At 46.3% G+C, this 14,952-nt stretch carries 14 protein-coding genes and 1 pseudogene; 5 read left to right on the top strand and 10 right to left on the bottom strand.

The genetic code is table 11. The features are described 5' to 3' along the window. Window positions 1-84: 84 nt before the first annotated feature. The 3 genes from rdgB (at window position 85) to H9J30_RS15120 (ending at window position 3,859) form a co-directional block, all read left to right on the top strand. Window positions 85-702, top strand: coding sequence for an RdgB/HAM1 family non-canonical purine NTP pyrophosphatase (rdgB, locus tag H9J30_RS15130; protein WP_240131741.1), 618 nt, complete (start codon window positions 85-87; stop codon window positions 700-702). Continuing rightward, window positions 702-1,859, top strand: coding sequence for a radical SAM family heme chaperone HemW (hemW, locus tag H9J30_RS15125; protein ID WP_240131740.1), 1,158 nt, complete (start codon window positions 702-704; stop codon window positions 1,857-1,859). The genes rdgB and hemW overlap by 1 nt, the downstream gene beginning before the upstream one ends. 152 nt (window positions 1,860-2,011) lie before the next feature. Further along, window positions 2,012-3,859 (top strand): DUF885 domain-containing protein, encoded by a 1,848-nt coding sequence (locus H9J30_RS15120; protein ID WP_240131739.1) that lies wholly within the window; start codon window positions 2,012-2,014, stop codon window positions 3,857-3,859. Between the two features lie 24 nt (window positions 3,860-3,883). Here H9J30_RS15120 and H9J30_RS21715 read toward each other — a convergent pair whose 3' ends face one another. From H9J30_RS21715 to trmB, 7 genes and pseudogenes are all read right to left on the bottom strand, one after another. Next, window positions 3,884-4,063 (bottom strand): hypothetical protein, encoded by a 180-nt coding sequence (locus tag H9J30_RS21715; protein WP_240131738.1) that lies wholly within the window; start codon window positions 4,061-4,063, stop codon window positions 3,884-3,886. 170 nt (window positions 4,064-4,233) lie between these two features. Beyond that, a pseudogene (locus tag H9J30_RS15110) lies at window positions 4,234-5,332 on the bottom strand (IS4 family transposase). A 625-nt stretch (window positions 5,333-5,957) separates the two neighbouring features. Then, window positions 5,958-6,899, bottom strand: coding sequence for a LysR family transcriptional regulator (locus tag H9J30_RS15105; protein ID WP_240131737.1), 942 nt, complete (start codon window positions 6,897-6,899; stop codon window positions 5,958-5,960). 481 nt (window positions 6,900-7,380) lie between these two features. After that, window positions 7,381-8,202 carry a YggN family protein gene (locus tag H9J30_RS15100; protein WP_240131736.1) on the bottom strand — a complete coding sequence of 274 codons (822 nt, stop codon included), beginning with the start codon at window positions 8,200-8,202 and terminating at the stop codon, window positions 7,381-7,383. Window positions 8,203-8,377: 175 nt separating this feature from the next. Then, window positions 8,378-9,292: a glutaminase B gene (gene glsB, locus H9J30_RS15095; protein ID WP_240131735.1), complete on the bottom strand. Its 915-nt coding sequence runs from the start codon at window positions 9,290-9,292 to the stop codon at window positions 8,378-8,380. Next, on the bottom strand, window positions 9,292-9,618 hold the full coding sequence (locus H9J30_RS15090; RefSeq protein ID WP_240131734.1) for a YggL family protein: 327 nt from the start codon (window positions 9,616-9,618) through the stop codon (window positions 9,292-9,294). Before H9J30_RS15090 ends, glsB begins: the two co-directional genes overlap by 1 nt. Before the next feature lie 48 nt (window positions 9,619-9,666). Continuing rightward, window positions 9,667-10,383, bottom strand: coding sequence for a tRNA (guanosine(46)-N7)-methyltransferase TrmB (trmB, locus tag H9J30_RS15085; RefSeq protein ID WP_240131733.1), 717 nt, complete (start codon window positions 10,381-10,383; stop codon window positions 9,667-9,669). A 179-nt stretch (window positions 10,384-10,562) separates the two neighbouring features. Here trmB and mutY point away from each other — a divergent pair, with 179 nt between their 5' ends. Then, complete coding sequence (gene mutY / locus H9J30_RS15080) at window positions 10,563-11,660, top strand: A/G-specific adenine glycosylase (protein ID WP_240131732.1); 1,098 nt, start codon at window positions 10,563-10,565, stop codon at window positions 11,658-11,660. A 9-nt stretch (window positions 11,661-11,669) separates the two neighbouring features. Beyond that, window positions 11,670-11,966, top strand: a complete 297-nt coding sequence (locus H9J30_RS15075) for an oxidative damage protection protein (RefSeq protein ID WP_240131731.1) — start codon at window positions 11,670-11,672, stop codon at window positions 11,964-11,966. A gap of 64 nt (window positions 11,967-12,030) precedes the next feature. On the opposite strand, the gene H9J30_RS15070 is transcribed toward H9J30_RS15075, so the two are convergent. The 3 genes from H9J30_RS15070 to H9J30_RS15060 all read right to left on the bottom strand — a co-directional run bounded on the left by H9J30_RS15070 (window position 12,031) and on the right by H9J30_RS15060 (window position 14,952). Further along, window positions 12,031-12,792, bottom strand: coding sequence for a DNA adenine methylase (locus H9J30_RS15070; protein ID WP_240131730.1), 762 nt, complete (start codon window positions 12,790-12,792; stop codon window positions 12,031-12,033). A gap of 142 nt (window positions 12,793-12,934) precedes the next feature. After that, window positions 12,935-13,156, bottom strand: coding sequence for a hypothetical protein (locus tag H9J30_RS15065; RefSeq protein ID WP_203432842.1), 222 nt, complete (start codon window positions 13,154-13,156; stop codon window positions 12,935-12,937). Then, complete coding sequence (locus H9J30_RS15060) at window positions 13,153-14,952, bottom strand: hypothetical protein (RefSeq protein WP_240131729.1); 1,800 nt, start codon at window positions 14,950-14,952, stop codon at window positions 13,153-13,155. Before H9J30_RS15060 ends, H9J30_RS15065 begins: the two co-directional genes overlap by 4 nt.

Genomic DNA, 14,952 nt, shown 5'->3' with positions numbered 1-14,952 from the left:
TATCGTCCCGCGTTTTTCTGTCCTTTACCGCTGAGCTTGGGTATCATTGCCGCGATAAACATCGCCCAATGAAATAGGTATTCCATGCAACAAATCGTCCTCGCCAGTGGCAATAAAGGTAAACTTGCCGAATTCGATCAAATGCTCGCCGCCTATGGCGTAAAAGTGCTACCACAGAGCCAATTTAACGTTAGCGAAGTGGCCGAAACGGGCACCACCTTTGTTGAAAACGCCATTATTAAAGCCAGACATGCGGCGCAAATTACCGGACTTGCCGCTATTGCCGATGACTCGGGATTAGAAGTCGATTTACTCCAAGGTGCGCCGGGGATTTACTCTGCGCGCTATGCAGGGGAAAATGCCAAGGATCAAGATAATGTGTTAAAACTCTTGGACACATTAAAGGATAATCCTGCGCCACGTACGGCCAGATTCCAATGCGTTTTAGTCTATATGCGCCATGCGAAGGACCCAACTCCCATCATTTGCCAAGCCTCGTGGGAAGGCCAAATCGATTTCGTGCAACGGGGTGACAACGGCCATGGTTATGATCCGATTTTTATTCCTGAGCACCACGATTGCAGCGCCGCTCAAATGAGCAGTGACGAGAAAAATGCCCTGAGCCATCGTGGTAAAGCCTTAGTGCAACTGATTACTGCCATGCAGGAAAAAGGCATCTTTACCGACGGGAACGCCCAATAATGTCAGTGAATGTGTCACCTCAGCTAACCCTACCGCCATTGAGCCTGTACATCCATATGCCATGGTGTGTACAAAAATGTCCTTACTGCGACTTTAACTCCCATGGGCAAAATGGTGAATTACCCCAAAAGGCCTATGTGGATGCGCTGCTGACGGACTTACGCCAAGACTTGCACTTAGTACAAGGCCGTAAGCTACACACCATTTTTATTGGTGGTGGAACGCCGTCTTTGTTTGATGCCAATCAAATCAAGCGGATATTGGATGGCGCCAATGCTCTCATTCCCTTTAGTGACGATATTGAAATCACCATGGAAGCCAACCCTGGCACCTTAGAGCACGATGACTTTAGTGCCTACCGCGCCGCAGGGGTCACGCGGTTATCCATTGGGGTGCAGAGCTTCTCCAAGGATAAGCTCAATCTCTTAGGCCGTATCCACGATCAAAACGAAGCGCAAATTGCCGCCCAAAAAGCCAGTCAAGCGGGTTATTTAAGTTTTAATTTGGATCTGATGCACGGGCTTCCGAATCAAAGCTTTGCTGAGGCCATGGCGGATATCGATACCGCTTCATCCCTCAATCCGCCGCATTTGTCTTGGTATCAGCTGACGATTGAGCCCAATACGTTGTTCCATTCCAAGCCACCGCAACTACCCGACGATGAAGATCTCTGGCAGATCTACGAACAAGGGCAACAAAAGTTAGCGGCTTTAGGCTATGAGCAGTATGAAATCTCGGCCTATGCTAAACCCGGTTATCAATGCAGGCATAACCTTAATTATTGGCAATTTGGCGATTATTTAGGCATAGGTTGTGGCGCCCACGGCAAAGTGACCTTACCCAAGGAAAACCGCATTATTCGCACAGTTAAAATAAAACACCCTAAAGGTTATTTAGCTGCCGACAACTATAACTTTGAGCAGACTGAGGTCGCCGAAGAAGATCGCGCCCTCGAATACTTGATGAATCGTCTGCGCTTAATGACGCCCATCCCTAAACAAGAGTTTGAAGCCAGAACCGGTTTACATCGTGATACCTTGAAGGATGGGATGGAAAAAGCCAAACAGCGGGGTTTACTCACCGAATCGGCTGAACATTGGCAGTTAACCAGTAAAGGTCACATGTTTGTGAATGATTTACTGACACAATTTTGCTAATTCACTAATTAAATTACCTATATAAATAATGTGTTAGTCTAAATTTCTCGATGAAGCATCAATTATGACTAACACATTTTCTAACATTTATATTCATACATTTTTCCCCTGCTTCTTTAGAATTGCCTAAACATTGTTAAGGAAGCCTGATCATGCCAATAAAAACGAACATCAGCTTAATCGCATTTACTCTCTCCGCCCTGCTAGCACTCCCAACAAGTGCAGTGCCAGCCTTAAATGACTCACATAATGTGGCCAGTGCCAGTGTTACAGCCCAAAGCGAGTCAGAAAAAGCTAACGCCTTGTTTGAAACCATCTTCATGGAAAACATTATGGCGAGCCCAATTGCGCAAACCTATATGGGCATAAAACAGGACTATGATAAGTGGGACGACATTGGCGATGAGGCGGATGCCCGTGAGTTGGCACGCACCAAGAAACAACTAGCCGAAGTGAATCAACTGGATGCAAGTAAGCTTGATCCACAAACTCGCCTAAGCCTGACGTTACTCACCCAAAACCTGAATAACGACATCGAAGACTATCAATGGCGTTATCACACTTATCCTGTTAATCAGATGCGCGGTGGTCACTCGATGATCGCTTCTTTCCTGATTAACCAACATCAGATCACCGATGTCAGCGATGCTAAGGCCTATATCAGCCGCTTGAATGGCGTGCCCAAACGCCTAAGCCAACTGCAACAGGCGCTAGAAGTGCGCGCTGATAAAGGCATTATTGCACCTAAATTTGTATTTGGTTACGTGATTTCTGATAGCCAAAACATCATTAAAGGCGCCCCTTTTGACAAAGGTGAAGACAGTGCCTTGTTGGCGGATTTTCGCAAAAAAGTGAATGCTCTAAGCATCTCCGAAGCAGAAAAAGTCCAACTGATTGCCGATGCAGAAAAAGCACTTGTCTCGCAAGTTGAGCCCGCATACAAAACGCTTATCGCCTATATCAAAACCTTAGAAGCCAAGGCCGATACTCGCGATGGGGTGTGGAAATTACCCGATGGTGACGCTTTTTATAACAATGCGCTTACGCGCACCACGACAACCGATATGACGGCGGATGAAATCCATCAACTTGGCCTTGCCGAGGTGAAGCGCATCCATAATGAAATGCGCGCCATTATGAAAAAGGTGAATTTTAACGGTACCTTGCAAGAGTTCTTCGCCTTTATGCGCGATGATCCGCAGTTCTATTATCCAAATACCGCCGAAGGCAAGGCGGCCTATTTAGCTGATGCGACCAAGCTTATCGATAATATGCACTCGCGCTTAGATGAAGTCTTTAAGGTCAAACCGAAGGCGGCAATGATCGTCAAACAGGTGGAAGCTTTTAGAGAAAAATCCGCGGGTAAAGCCTTTTATGAACAGCCTGCGCCTGATGGTTCTCGTCCTGGTAGCTACTACGCCAATCTATACGATATGAAAGCCATGCCAAAGTATCAAATGGAAGCACTGGCTTACCACGAAGGTATTCCTGGCCACCATATGCAAATTGCTATCTCGCAAGAGCTTAAAGATATTCCTAAGTTCCGTAAGTTTGGTGGCTATACCGCCTATATCGAAGGCTGGGGACTTTACAGCGAATCTTTCCCGAAAGAGATGGGTTTATATGCCGACCCTTACTCTGATTTTGGTCGACTGGCGATGGAGTTATGGCGCGCTTGCCGCTTAGTTGTCGATACAGGTATCCACGCCAAGCAATGGACCCGCGAACAAGGTATTGCCTATTACGTTGACAATACGCCTAACGCAAAATCCGATGCGAAGAAAATGGTCGAACGTCATATCGTTATGCCATCGCAAGCCACAGCCTATAAAGTCGGGATGATTAAGTTGCTCGAACTAAGACACAAAGCTGAAAAACAGCTAGGTGATAAATTTGATATCCGAGATTTCCATACCTTAATTTTGGCAAACGGCGCACTGCCTTTAGATGTGCTTGAAGAGCATGTTAATCAATGGATTGCCAGCGTTAACAAAGCCTAAGCTTACAACCTTGGGAGGCTAACGCTAGTCTCCCTTGAACGCGGTTACGAATGAAATGATTATACCAATCGTATTAAATATCTGTTCATTCAGCGGGAATTCAACGCGCTTTAGACAAGGCGAAGGCTTGAAGGCATAGTGGTGCTCTGTCGAAAGCCTTAAACGCTGTATAAAGCGCGTTGAAACCTGCCCTTTGGGAGCCACACAGGCATCCCACTCCGGTGTTGCATTGACTTAAAAGGGAATGACCATTTCTGCGTCAATGCGCCTTGGATTTAGATGCCTGTGAGGCTCTGAATTGATTAGATATTTAATGTGATTGGTATTAAATCGCAGCCAATAAAAAAGCCACTATCAAGTGTAATGCCGTTCACTTAAGAGTGAACGGCATTTTTCTTTGCTCTAACCGGGAACTTGTTTTTACTCATTTTAAGGACCCTTGTATAAGCCCTTTCCCGTTTACCATCCAATTTGAATTGCCGTGCATTTCGTTCTATATCCAATACCTCTCTCGGGATATTCCCCGGTGTTTGTGATGACAGTTGTGTCAACTTGAAGATCATATAACTCGCCGCATCCCGAAAACTCAGTTGATTGGGATGGACCGATGGCAAGCTTTTAGCCATCAGCAACATCTTATATCTAATCAGATTATAGGCCAGTAGCACGCCCCATAACGCTTGAGTCACCAGCTCCGGTAGTTGAAAACGACTCTCCAACAGATGTTGTTTCATCTCTCTGTAGCCCAGTTCGATTTCCCATCGATGGGCATATAAGTCGACGATGTCTTCGCTGGGGTAACGCATCGGGTCTGTCAACGAGGTCAAAAAGCAGGCCGAGTGAGTAAAATCCTCGGTCAAATAAGGTTAGGCTGTGATTGGGAATGCTAGGAATGAGCTGAGAGGCTAAGTTCATTTCATTTTCGGCAACCGAATCAAAGGCGCTGTTGACCAACAAATGGCTGCTTAACTCCATCAAGCAAACCATGCGAATTTGCGGATAAGCCGCTTCGCCTGAAGCGTTGGCGGTTCGCGCAAAGGCGGCTTGATTTTGGACACTGTCGGGTGTCCGCCACACGACACCGTCAACACCATACAATAAGACCACACCAATGAGGGTGTTCCGCTCTTGCGTGCCTGGTATTGGCGCTGCGACTAAACACTTCTCGAATAACCTCACTGCCCAATCGTTTACGCGCCTGAGTCACGGCACTGCGTGCAACATAATCAATCTCTTGCGGCAAAACAATGTCGAGTTTGTTGATGAGTGACCGAACAGACTCCCCTCGGAACAACGCCATTCCGATGACGGCCAAATCATCGCGTCCATCGGCAATTTACGCCGTCTTAATGTAGCAACGCCCTGGGAGTCTAAACAAGATTGAATTAACTCAGGTTCTAACACATCCGCTAAGCAGGTGAATTCGGTTAGGCAGGTAATATGAGTGCGGGCGAGTACTTCTGAGAGTTGCATAAAAAAATCCGATGACCTCATGTCATCGGATTTTGATCTTTTCAGCGAGATCGTCAAGCGATCTGTCTTAACTGTTCGGCATTAACTATCAAGTGGCTTTTTTTATTGGCTTTATCACCGGCTTGGTAATAAAACCCTATCTCACTGTGGATCACTATATTTGATTTATTGAGCAAGCACTAACACTCTGTGTGACTTTAGGGGACAGAGAGACAAAACTTGTTTCCCGCTGTTTTGCCATCATAAAAAAAATTACCTCAGCCGAGTTAAGCTGAGGTAAACCAAAAACTAGGATGATGGTTTAAAAGCCAACATTGTTTTAGTTCGCAAACTTCTGCTGGCGGTGACTCGAAACTGCATTACTGCGGACCTGTACACTCATATCGAAAGGGGTCATTTCCAATAAAAGTATAGGACTCAGGTCATTCCGAATCATCTACCACCATTGTATTCATTTAAGAACAGACTGCAATACGCCCTCAAAAAACCTGTTTTAGAAAAAGCTAAAAAACCAAACTAAAACACAAGCAAGATCATAACCAAATTATTGATTTAAAATAAAATAAATCACACACAGACACAACCAAAAACCATTAACACCATTTTAGAAACAATGTTTCCAAAATTACTGACGCTCACTGAAAAGCTCAGCATAAGGGATATCCCAATAAGGTGGATTGCCGATATGGTCTTTAATAAACTCGATAAATGCACTGACCTTAGGTGCTAAATGCTTACGACGCGGATACACCGCCTGTAGCGGTAGATGGTGGGTCAATTGCCAATCTTTAAGGAGTGGCACTAATGTTCCCTTGGCGATCTCATCTTCCATCAAGTAACTAGCAAGATATACAACCCCTAAGCCACTGATCGCTGCTGATTTTAAAGCTGGTGCGTTATCCACCCTAAAGTTACCCGAAACACCAATCTCGCAGTAATCATCACCTTTCTTAAACTGCCACATACTGTGCTCGTGCCACTCACCTTGATAGACCAAACAGTTATGGTCAACCAATTGTTCTGGACGCGACGGTTCACCATGTTTAGCAATATAATCGGGTGAAGCAACGAGTAAGAACTGACACTTCATCAAAGGACGTGCAACCATACCTAGCGGTAACTGCTCTGACATAGTTAACAACAAATCTAAACCCTCACTGACCACATCCACCTTATGATCAAGCAAACTGACTTGTAGCTCGAGTTCGGGGTGTTTCGCCATAAAGGAGGGTAAGGCTGGGATGATATGCATAGCACCAAAGGATTGGGAAATCCCCACCTTTAGGACACCACGGGTTGCATCATTTAAGTTATGCACACTAGCAATTGCCTGCTCGGCATCGCGAAGCAACTCTTCACCTTGTAGATATAACAAATGTCCAGCTTCGGTCAGGCTTAAGCTGCGAGTTGTACGCTGGATCAGTTGAACACCAAGTCGATGCTCAAGATCGGCCACCTGCGTACTGACCTTAGATTTAGAGATCCCAAGCCTTCTTGCGGCGGCACTAAAACTTCCGGCTCTGGCCACATGAGTAAAAATCGCAATAGGTTCTAATAGTTCTAACATGAAAGTCGCCTTAAGCAGTTTCGACAGTGATATAAACTTTCGGAATAGCGCAGGAATGAAGCATAAATGCCTTAAAGCATTCCATAATGCCTTAATATCTCACAGCAAATGGGTTCGTTGTAGAGATTTAGACCGAAAAAGTCCGCTAAAGTAGAGTGTTTTATCTGACTGAGTTGCCAGCTTTTCATTATATTTTAAGAGTATACCAAACATTAGTCTTGAGAATGTAACATTCCGCACTAAATAGCCGCAAGCATTCGGATTCATTTCAAGGTGCTAGGTATAACATTCCCCAAGAAAAAGCCCCAAACACCAAGGTGCTGGGGCGTTATCATTTACAAACAGCTTTAGGTATTAAGACTAGCAGGCTGTCATCCTCCGCTGGTGTGAGTTTGAACCCATGGCAACCATAGAGCCCAATGGAGGATCTGCTGCAGTCTGAAGCAATACAAGTCAGAAACCCTTTAATAAACCGCGGTGGCTACTCGCGTAACTCATGGCTGGTATTTTGTGTCAACACATAAGGCGCTAACTCAGGAACTTCTTTGCGCAACTGATTTTCCAGCACTAACAGGTTTTCAAAACGGTCACATAATCGGTCCGCTTTCGCTTCAAGCCCCTTAGATTGAGTTTCAACTTGCTGCTCAATATCTTGGCCAAGCTTATCCATTTTTTGTGAGAATGCTTCCATCTTAGCTTCGAAGGACTCGCCATCACCAGAGAGCATTTGCCCACCAATATTCATCATTAGCGTGCCGATGGAGTTTTGCATTAACTGTTCCATTTCCTGCTCAAATTCATCATTAAAGGTGTTTTGCATCGATTCTTCGGTTGCCCCAAGGTAAAAACTATCTCCTTGTCTGTAAGCAACTGTATCAACACGTTTCTGCACGCCCGCCATCATTTCGTCAAATTTAGCTCCCGCGACATCGCCCATCAGCGGCGTTAAGGCCATACTCACCGCTTGGGAAGCCAATGCAACAGCTTCGTTCACTAATTCAATCACTTCAGGCACCTGAGTCGATACTTCATCGGCATATTGGCTGACGAGCTTTTTTTGCTTATCGGAGAGATTGACTTGCTTGCCTTCGACAAACAACTTGTCAACTTCGATGCGATATTTTTCGAGCCCTTTCTCACTCATCACAAGTTTGTTAGGTTCGACCTTAACATCATAATTAAGGGAGACGTCACAACGATCATGGATTTGCGGCTCAGTTTTCGCTTGCACTAACTGCAATCCGGAAATACCTAAAATAACGCCCGATAATGCCACTCCAGTTAATAGCGTATTTATCTTCATTGTTGTTCATCCTTTAATCTGAGGGATTTGACTAAGCTAACAGCTAAAAGATAAATAGCAGAAGACATGCCAACTTTGTAACAAGCTAATTAATATGGAGTTATAGAAATTAGCACCGATAGATAATGAGTGAATTTCACTAATTATTAGTCTAAGAGTGCTAGAAATAGGTAAATCAGAAGATTGAACGTCCAAGACGCTGGCTGAGCTGTTCCAACATTGCCGTCCCAGCAAGGGAATTGCCTTGATTGTCTAACTCGGGGGACCATACGCAAACTGATAATTCCCCAGGTATCACCGCAATAATGCCGCCACCGACACCACTTTTACCCGGCATACCGACACGATAGGCAAACTCACCGGCGCCATCGTACAAACCTGACGTTGCTAACAAGGCATTTAACTGCCGAGTCTGCACTTGGGAGATAAGCTCGGAGCCATCTAAGGTTTTGCCGCGATTAGCTAAATACAACATCGCCTTCGATAAATCAGCGCAGTTCATCTTTAAGGCGCAATAATGAAAATAAGTGCGCAGCACTGTATCGACATCGCCTTGAAAATTGCCAAAGGACTTCATCAGATATGCTATCGCCGCATTACGAGCACTGTGCTGATATTCTGAATCCGCCACTTGCTTATCGAAACAGACTTTATCATTTTGGCTCAGCGCCCTGACTAATTCCAACATGCGGTGTTTAGGCGCGCCCAAACGACTTTGCAATAAGTCAGCAATTACTAACGCGCCAGCGTTAATAAAAGGGTTGCGTGGCTTACCACGCTCCAACTCGACTTGGACTAATGAATTAAAGGAGTGTCCCGAAGGTTCTTTGCCGACTCGGCTCCAAATTTCGGTTTCTTCATATAAAGTTAACGCCAAGGTTAAGCTGAAAACTTTAGAAATACTTTGAATTGAAAATGGCTCAAGGTAATCCCCTGCGCCTATGGTTTCGCCATCAATCGTGGTAACAGCAATACCTAATTTGCCAGGATCAATATTGGCGAGCGCAGGGATATAATTCGCAACCTTTCCTTGGCCGAGCAAGGGTCGAACTCTGTCGACCACTTCCTCTAATAACGCCTTTTCTGGCATTAACTCCACCAAATATCGTACAGATCGCTAACTTCGAGTTGAGTCACTTTTTGACCCGCCCAGAAGGCCTTAACTGCGGCAATATCTTCCTCAGTGCACTTACCGATTGTTTGGGTCGCAATAATACCTTCCCATTCGATATGACCACCGCCATGGAAGCCTAGCTTACGGGCTTCAATCACCTCATCAATAAACTTATCGACAGTTGCATCAATTTCAGCTTCAGAAACAGATGCATCGAACGTCCAAGTGATGTCAAAACCTAACTCTTGGAATTCATCGACGCGCATTTTCTTACGTAAACGACGGCTACGATTCGTTGCCATAGTGATTTTCCCCGTTTTGTTAAAAAATCCAATAAAAAGATAACGATATTAAGCGATACGCTCGAACATCAGATCCCACACACCATGGCCAAGGCGATGACCACGGGCTTCAAATTTGGTTAATGGACGATGATCTGGGCGTGGCACTACAGTACCATCAACAGATTGATTTTTATAACCACTCGCCACATTCATCACTTCCAACATATGTTCGCTGTAGTTTTCCCAGTCGGTTGCCATGTGGAATACACCGCCAATCTTCAGCTTACGACGGATCAATTCCGCAAATTCAGCTTGTACGATACGGCGTTTGTGGTGGCGCTTTTTGTGCCAAGGATCAGGGAAGAACAACTGCACACGCGTAAGACTGCCGTCGGCGATAGCATGTTCTAATACTTCCATTGCATCATGGTGATAAACGCGAAGATTGGTCACGCCCGCAGCCGCTGCATCACTTAAACATGAGCCAACACCCGGCTTATGCACTTCAATACCGATAAAGTTCAGTTCAGGTGCTTCTTGCGCCATTTGCACTAAAGAAGCGCCCATACCGAAACCAATCTCTAGTACAGTGTCAGCTTCGCGGCCAAAAACTTCGGCTAAATCCAATGGTGTTGGGCTGTAATCTAAGCCCATAGTTGGCCACTGAGTCTCAATGGCTTGCGCCTGACCTTTAGTCAAACGCCCTTCTCTTAGGACAAAGCTTCTGATCTTACGCAGATACTTGCCTTCTTCATTAAATTCAGCGGTAGTGACTTCGCTCATTTTTGCCTCGTCTCGTGGACAACACCGTCTAAAAAGAAGGGCATTATCCAAAGTTCAACTTACAGTGCAAGCACTAATGGAGGCGAAGTATAACAAGATTCTTCGCCGGAGCGAATCTAGCGCTGTTTTTCCTGTGAGAGTGACTTGTTTGCCGCCCTATCTCCCGCTACACTGCGCCGATGAAATCTACAGCCTCCTTTGCTACACGTATCGTTAATTGGTACGACAACCACGGTCGTAAAACCCTCCCTTGGCAGCAAGATAAAACCCCATATCGTGTATGGGTTTCAGAGATTATGCTGCAACAAACGCAGGTAGCGACAGTGATCCCCTATTACCAGCGCTTTATGCAGCGCTTCCCCGATGTGTTAGCACTCGCTAACGCGCCGGACGATGAAGTATTGCATCATTGGACAGGGCTTGGTTATTACGCCAGAGCCCGCAATCTACATAAAGCCGCTAAGATGATCCGCGATGAGTATCAAGGACAATTCCCAACAGGCTTTGAGCAGGTGTTAGCGCTGCCGGGCATAGGCCGTTCGACAGCGGGTGCGGTGTTATCCCTATCACTTGGGCAACATCATCCGATCCTCGATGGCAATGTTAAGCGCGTCTTAGCAAGACATGGAGCAATTGCAGGCTGGCCAGGGCTAAAACCGGTAGAAGAACGCCTCTGGCAATTAACCGAGCAATTAACGCCACAGCAAGATATTCAAAAATATAACCAAGCCATGATGGATATTGGTGCCAGTATTTGTACTCGCAGCAAACCCAATTGCGCCGCTTGCCCTGTCGCTGTCGATTGCAAAGCCCAATTAATGGGTAGGCAAACCGATTTTCCAGGTAAAAAGCCAAAGAAAACCATTCCAGAAAAATCTGCGTGGATGTTGGTTCTATTCAAAGATAACCAGGTCTTTTTGGCTAAACGCCCACCCGCAGGGATTTGGGGCGGGCTGTGGTGCTTCCCCGAGTTTAGCTCCGAAGCCGCCCTCAACACTGAACTTGAAGCGCAGGGTTATCAACCAACTCAACTTGAACCATTAATTGGTTTTAGGCATACCTTTAGTCATTTCCATTTAGATATTCAGCCTATGTTGCTGAACTTAGATAAATGGGCAAGTGGTAAACCGAGCGTGGGCGCAATCATGGAACAAAACCAGTCTCTCTGGTATAACATCAATCAACCTTCCAAAGTGGGACTCGCCGCCGCAACTGAGCGCGTGTTAGCCAACTTGGGATCACTCGTAGCTATTGCTCGTAACCACTGTAGTCAGTAAGGAATAATCATGGCGCGTACTGTCAATTGCGTACATTTAAACAAAGAAGCCGACGGCCTAGACTTTCAACTGTATCCAGGTGATTTAGGTAAACGTATTTTTGATAACATCAGTAAAGAAGCTTGGGGCCTATGGCAAAAAAAGCAGACCATGCTGATTAACGAAAAGAAACTTAACATGATGAATGTTGATGATCGTAAGTTTTTAGAAGCACAAATGACCTCTTTCCTGTTCGAAGGTAAAGACGTTGAAATTGAAGGTTTTGTGCCTGAAAAAGATCAAGATGTAGCGCGCCGCCCGAAGTGAGAAATGGTGTTGCCTATATGAGAAAAAACAAAGGCCCTCATTAAGAGGGCCTTCTTATATATGTCTACCAATTCCAGATCAGTAGCTCTTGCTGCTCTCCTGAACGGCCTGAACCACCTACCGTGTATTTAATGCCTAACGTCTTCATTTGTAACCCGACAAATGCCTCTCGCATTTCGGGGATGTCGTTAACGCTGATCACCATCTTACCTTTGATAGTCTTCGCCAACTCGGCCATCAAGGCGTATTGCTCTAGTCCAAACTCCACGCCATAGCCTGCGGTACTCCAGTAAGGCGGGTCTAAATAGAACAAGGTTTCAGGCTTATCGTATCGTCTTACACATTCAGCCCAGTCCAACCGCTCGATATAAGTTCTCGCGAGTCGAAGGTGCGCAATGCTAAGATCCTCCTCAATACGCAGTAAGTTCAAACCAGCGGGACGTGATGCTGAGCTCCCAAAGTTCTGACCAGATACCTTGCCACCAAACGCCAACTTTTGCAGATAGTAAAATCGGCTCGCTCGCTGAATATCGGTTAAGGTCTCAGGGTTAGTATTCTTCTGCCATAGGAACTCTTCACGGCTGATTAAAGCCCATTTAAAGTGCCTAATAAACTCTTCTAAATGATGTTTAATGACTCGATAAAGGTTCACCAAATCGCCATTCATATCATTAACCACTTCCACCCGCGCTTCATCTTTGCTGAAGAACATCGCAGCACCACCGCAGAATGGCTCCACATAGGTATGATGCTCGGGGAATAACGGTAAAATCTCTTTAACTAATCTACGCTTACCACCCATCCAAGGGATGATCGGTTTTGGCATGTGAGCCTCCTTTTTTAGGATTTTTTATGCTAGGCTCGGTTCGCCGTGTCGACGCGGTGAGGGAGCCTTGGTTGGCTCACAGGGTGTAATCCTGTGTGTTGACGGTCTGGTAATGTTGGTAGCATTGCCAGACCGCTCTCTTTTAAATCTCTATTTCTACATAAGTCAGATCGGCAGCTTGGCCTTGGATCTGCCCATCAACGATATACACTTTGCCGCTAGCCACTGAGTCACCCAAAACGGTTTGATAACTCCCATCGGCGTGTTGCACTGTCGTACTGCCATTAGCCACGTTAACTACAGTCGCTACACTGCGTTGTGGCTTAGGGTTTAGGTTCGCTAAGCGTTGGTAGATATTGCTCATGCGCTCACTCCACTAGCAGCTTTATTCCTCAGTAAATTCACGGTTTGATTCACTGTCACTTGGCCAGTGGACTCACTCACCGTTGCGCTAATACTCCACGCCTCACACACCGACTTAAACACCTCGGCACCTTTACGAACGCCAATTAACATGCCTGGTCGCATGGGTGGTAAATCCGCAAGCACTTTAGTGCGTATTGAGGTCTGCACCTTATTACCCGCATTGGCTAACTCAGTGGTGCCTCGCATTCTGGCGGCTTGGTTATCAGTGATTAACTTGTCCACTATATCAACACAAAAGTTGTCGCCAGCTGTCCCGAAGCGTTTCACTTTTGCTGCAACGCCCTGTTGCTCTCCCCTTACAAACACCGCGTTAGCATCGGGTCGAATGTCCACTTGCTCACTAAAATCGAGGATCACGCCATCGTGTAAAATCACGTCGGGCACCGCAGTTGCGGTATTCCAAGGCACCACGGGCCATTGGGGGATCACGGTAATCGTTTGGGTTTCATCATTCACATCGAGCATAGCCCCAATCCCCGCCGCCATCATATTCAGCGCTTCAGCGGGAGTTTTAGCTGCATAACTAAAGGCATTGGCGGGGATGGTAAAATCGGAGATCCGGCTGGCAATCGACCAGCCCGTATTGGCCACAATGTCAGACATCAAACCGATAAAACTGTGGGAGGCCATATTCACATAATTGCTCGCCTTCTTATGTGGGCTGGCAAGTAGCGCTAAACGACCTCGGCAAGTGGCACTAAAGCTTTGCTTACCAAAGCCTTTGGACTCGCTAGGGGACTCACACAACAGATAAAAGTCATAGCCGTTAATGCTAATTTTTAGTAACTCATTAGCTGCACGCTCGGCATCGATTCGGGATGAAAACACCACAGTGCCACTGCTCGACCATTGGGAACGCGACTTAGCGATAGAGACCGATTTCAGCACCACCGCAGCACCATCACTTACCCGAATACAACTAATTTGCGGCTGCATGAGATAACTCCTTCTAATTTGCGGTTCAATGGGGATCTTAAAATCAATGGTGGGTAATGATGGATTAGTGCCTATCAGGCCGCCGCCATCATCCCAGTAACAAATGTTTGGTGAAGGGGTAAAGTTAAGCACTATCGGGCTGGCGGCATCTTTCCAAGGATCACTAAAGTTAATGGTGACTTTGCCTTTGGGTGGTCGATACTTGCTCGAGCACACCCACCGCGCCGCATGTGGCCCCCATGCTATGCCCTGCATATCGCCTGCAGCACGAATATTTGTGTGGGCAAGCTTAACCTCAGTCGCGACTAACTCACCTTGCATATCACCCAATGCGATAATCTGCCCTGTCGCTGCAGGTTGTCGCCATGGCATGGCAACGCTGGTTTGCACCGATTCTGGTGATAGCCATAGGCTAGTAGCTTGCACCGCATGTAAATCGGGTACCAACCACAGCACATCAACATTACATGGCACTAACTGATTCCAGCGCCACACTACTGAGGCGGTAATGCCCATTAATGCCTTAGCTTGCCACGCGGCCGTTACCATTTGCGCCACATGGCCAACCTGCCATTGTGGCCGGATTAGCGTGGCATGGCTTTGGGTGGCTGACTCGATGCTGACTAGCTGTGCAACACTTGGCCCAACCGCAATACCTATGCCGCACATAATGCCAATGGTACCCGGGCTAATGGGTACCTCTGGGATCTCTGGCGTGGGTTCATCACTAAAATTAATAGTGAGTGGTGAACGAGCGCTTAGCCATGGGCCGCTAAAATTAATCGTAATAGCAGTCAT

It is taken from the genome of Shewanella cutis (assembly GCF_022410515.1).
In the GTDB taxonomy this organism is placed as follows: Bacteria; Pseudomonadota; Gammaproteobacteria; order Enterobacterales; family Shewanellaceae; genus Shewanella; species Shewanella cutis.
Note: the sequence above shows the minus strand (reverse complement) of the source record. Positions and strands in the feature narration are given on the sequence as shown.

Coding starts and splice junctions, on each gene's coding strand:
- H9J30_RS15065 (WP_203432842.1), bottom strand. CDS start 13,156: ATGAGCAATATCTACCAACGCTTAGCGAACCTAAACCCTAAGCCACAA.
- H9J30_RS15070 (WP_240131730.1), bottom strand. CDS start 12,792: ATGCCAAAACCGATCATCCCTTGGATGGGTGGTAAGCGTAGATTAGTT.
- H9J30_RS15090 (WP_240131734.1), bottom strand. CDS start 9,618: ATGGCAACGAATCGTAGCCGTCGTTTACGTAAGAAAATGCGCGTCGAT.
- H9J30_RS15100 (WP_240131736.1), bottom strand. CDS start 8,202: ATGAAGATAAATACGCTATTAACTGGAGTGGCATTATCGGGCGTTATT.
- H9J30_RS15075 (WP_240131731.1), top strand. CDS start 11,670: ATGGCGCGTACTGTCAATTGCGTACATTTAAACAAAGAAGCCGACGGC.
- H9J30_RS15060 (WP_240131729.1), bottom strand. CDS start 14,952: ATGACTGCTATTACGATTAATTTTAGCGGCCCATGGCTAAGCGCTCGT.
- H9J30_RS15105 (WP_240131737.1), bottom strand. CDS start 6,899: ATGTTAGAACTATTAGAACCTATTGCGATTTTTACTCATGTGGCCAGA.
- trmB (WP_240131733.1), bottom strand. CDS start 10,383: ATGAGCGAAGTCACTACCGCTGAATTTAATGAAGAAGGCAAGTATCTG.
- mutY (WP_240131732.1), top strand. CDS start 10,563: ATGAAATCTACAGCCTCCTTTGCTACACGTATCGTTAATTGGTACGAC.
- hemW (WP_240131740.1), top strand. CDS start 702: ATGTCAGTGAATGTGTCACCTCAGCTAACCCTACCGCCATTGAGCCTG.
- glsB (WP_240131735.1), bottom strand. CDS start 9,292: ATGCCAGAAAAGGCGTTATTAGAGGAAGTGGTCGACAGAGTTCGACCC.
- rdgB (WP_240131741.1), top strand. CDS start 85: ATGCAACAAATCGTCCTCGCCAGTGGCAATAAAGGTAAACTTGCCGAA.
- H9J30_RS15120 (WP_240131739.1), top strand. CDS start 2,012: ATGCCAATAAAAACGAACATCAGCTTAATCGCATTTACTCTCTCCGCC.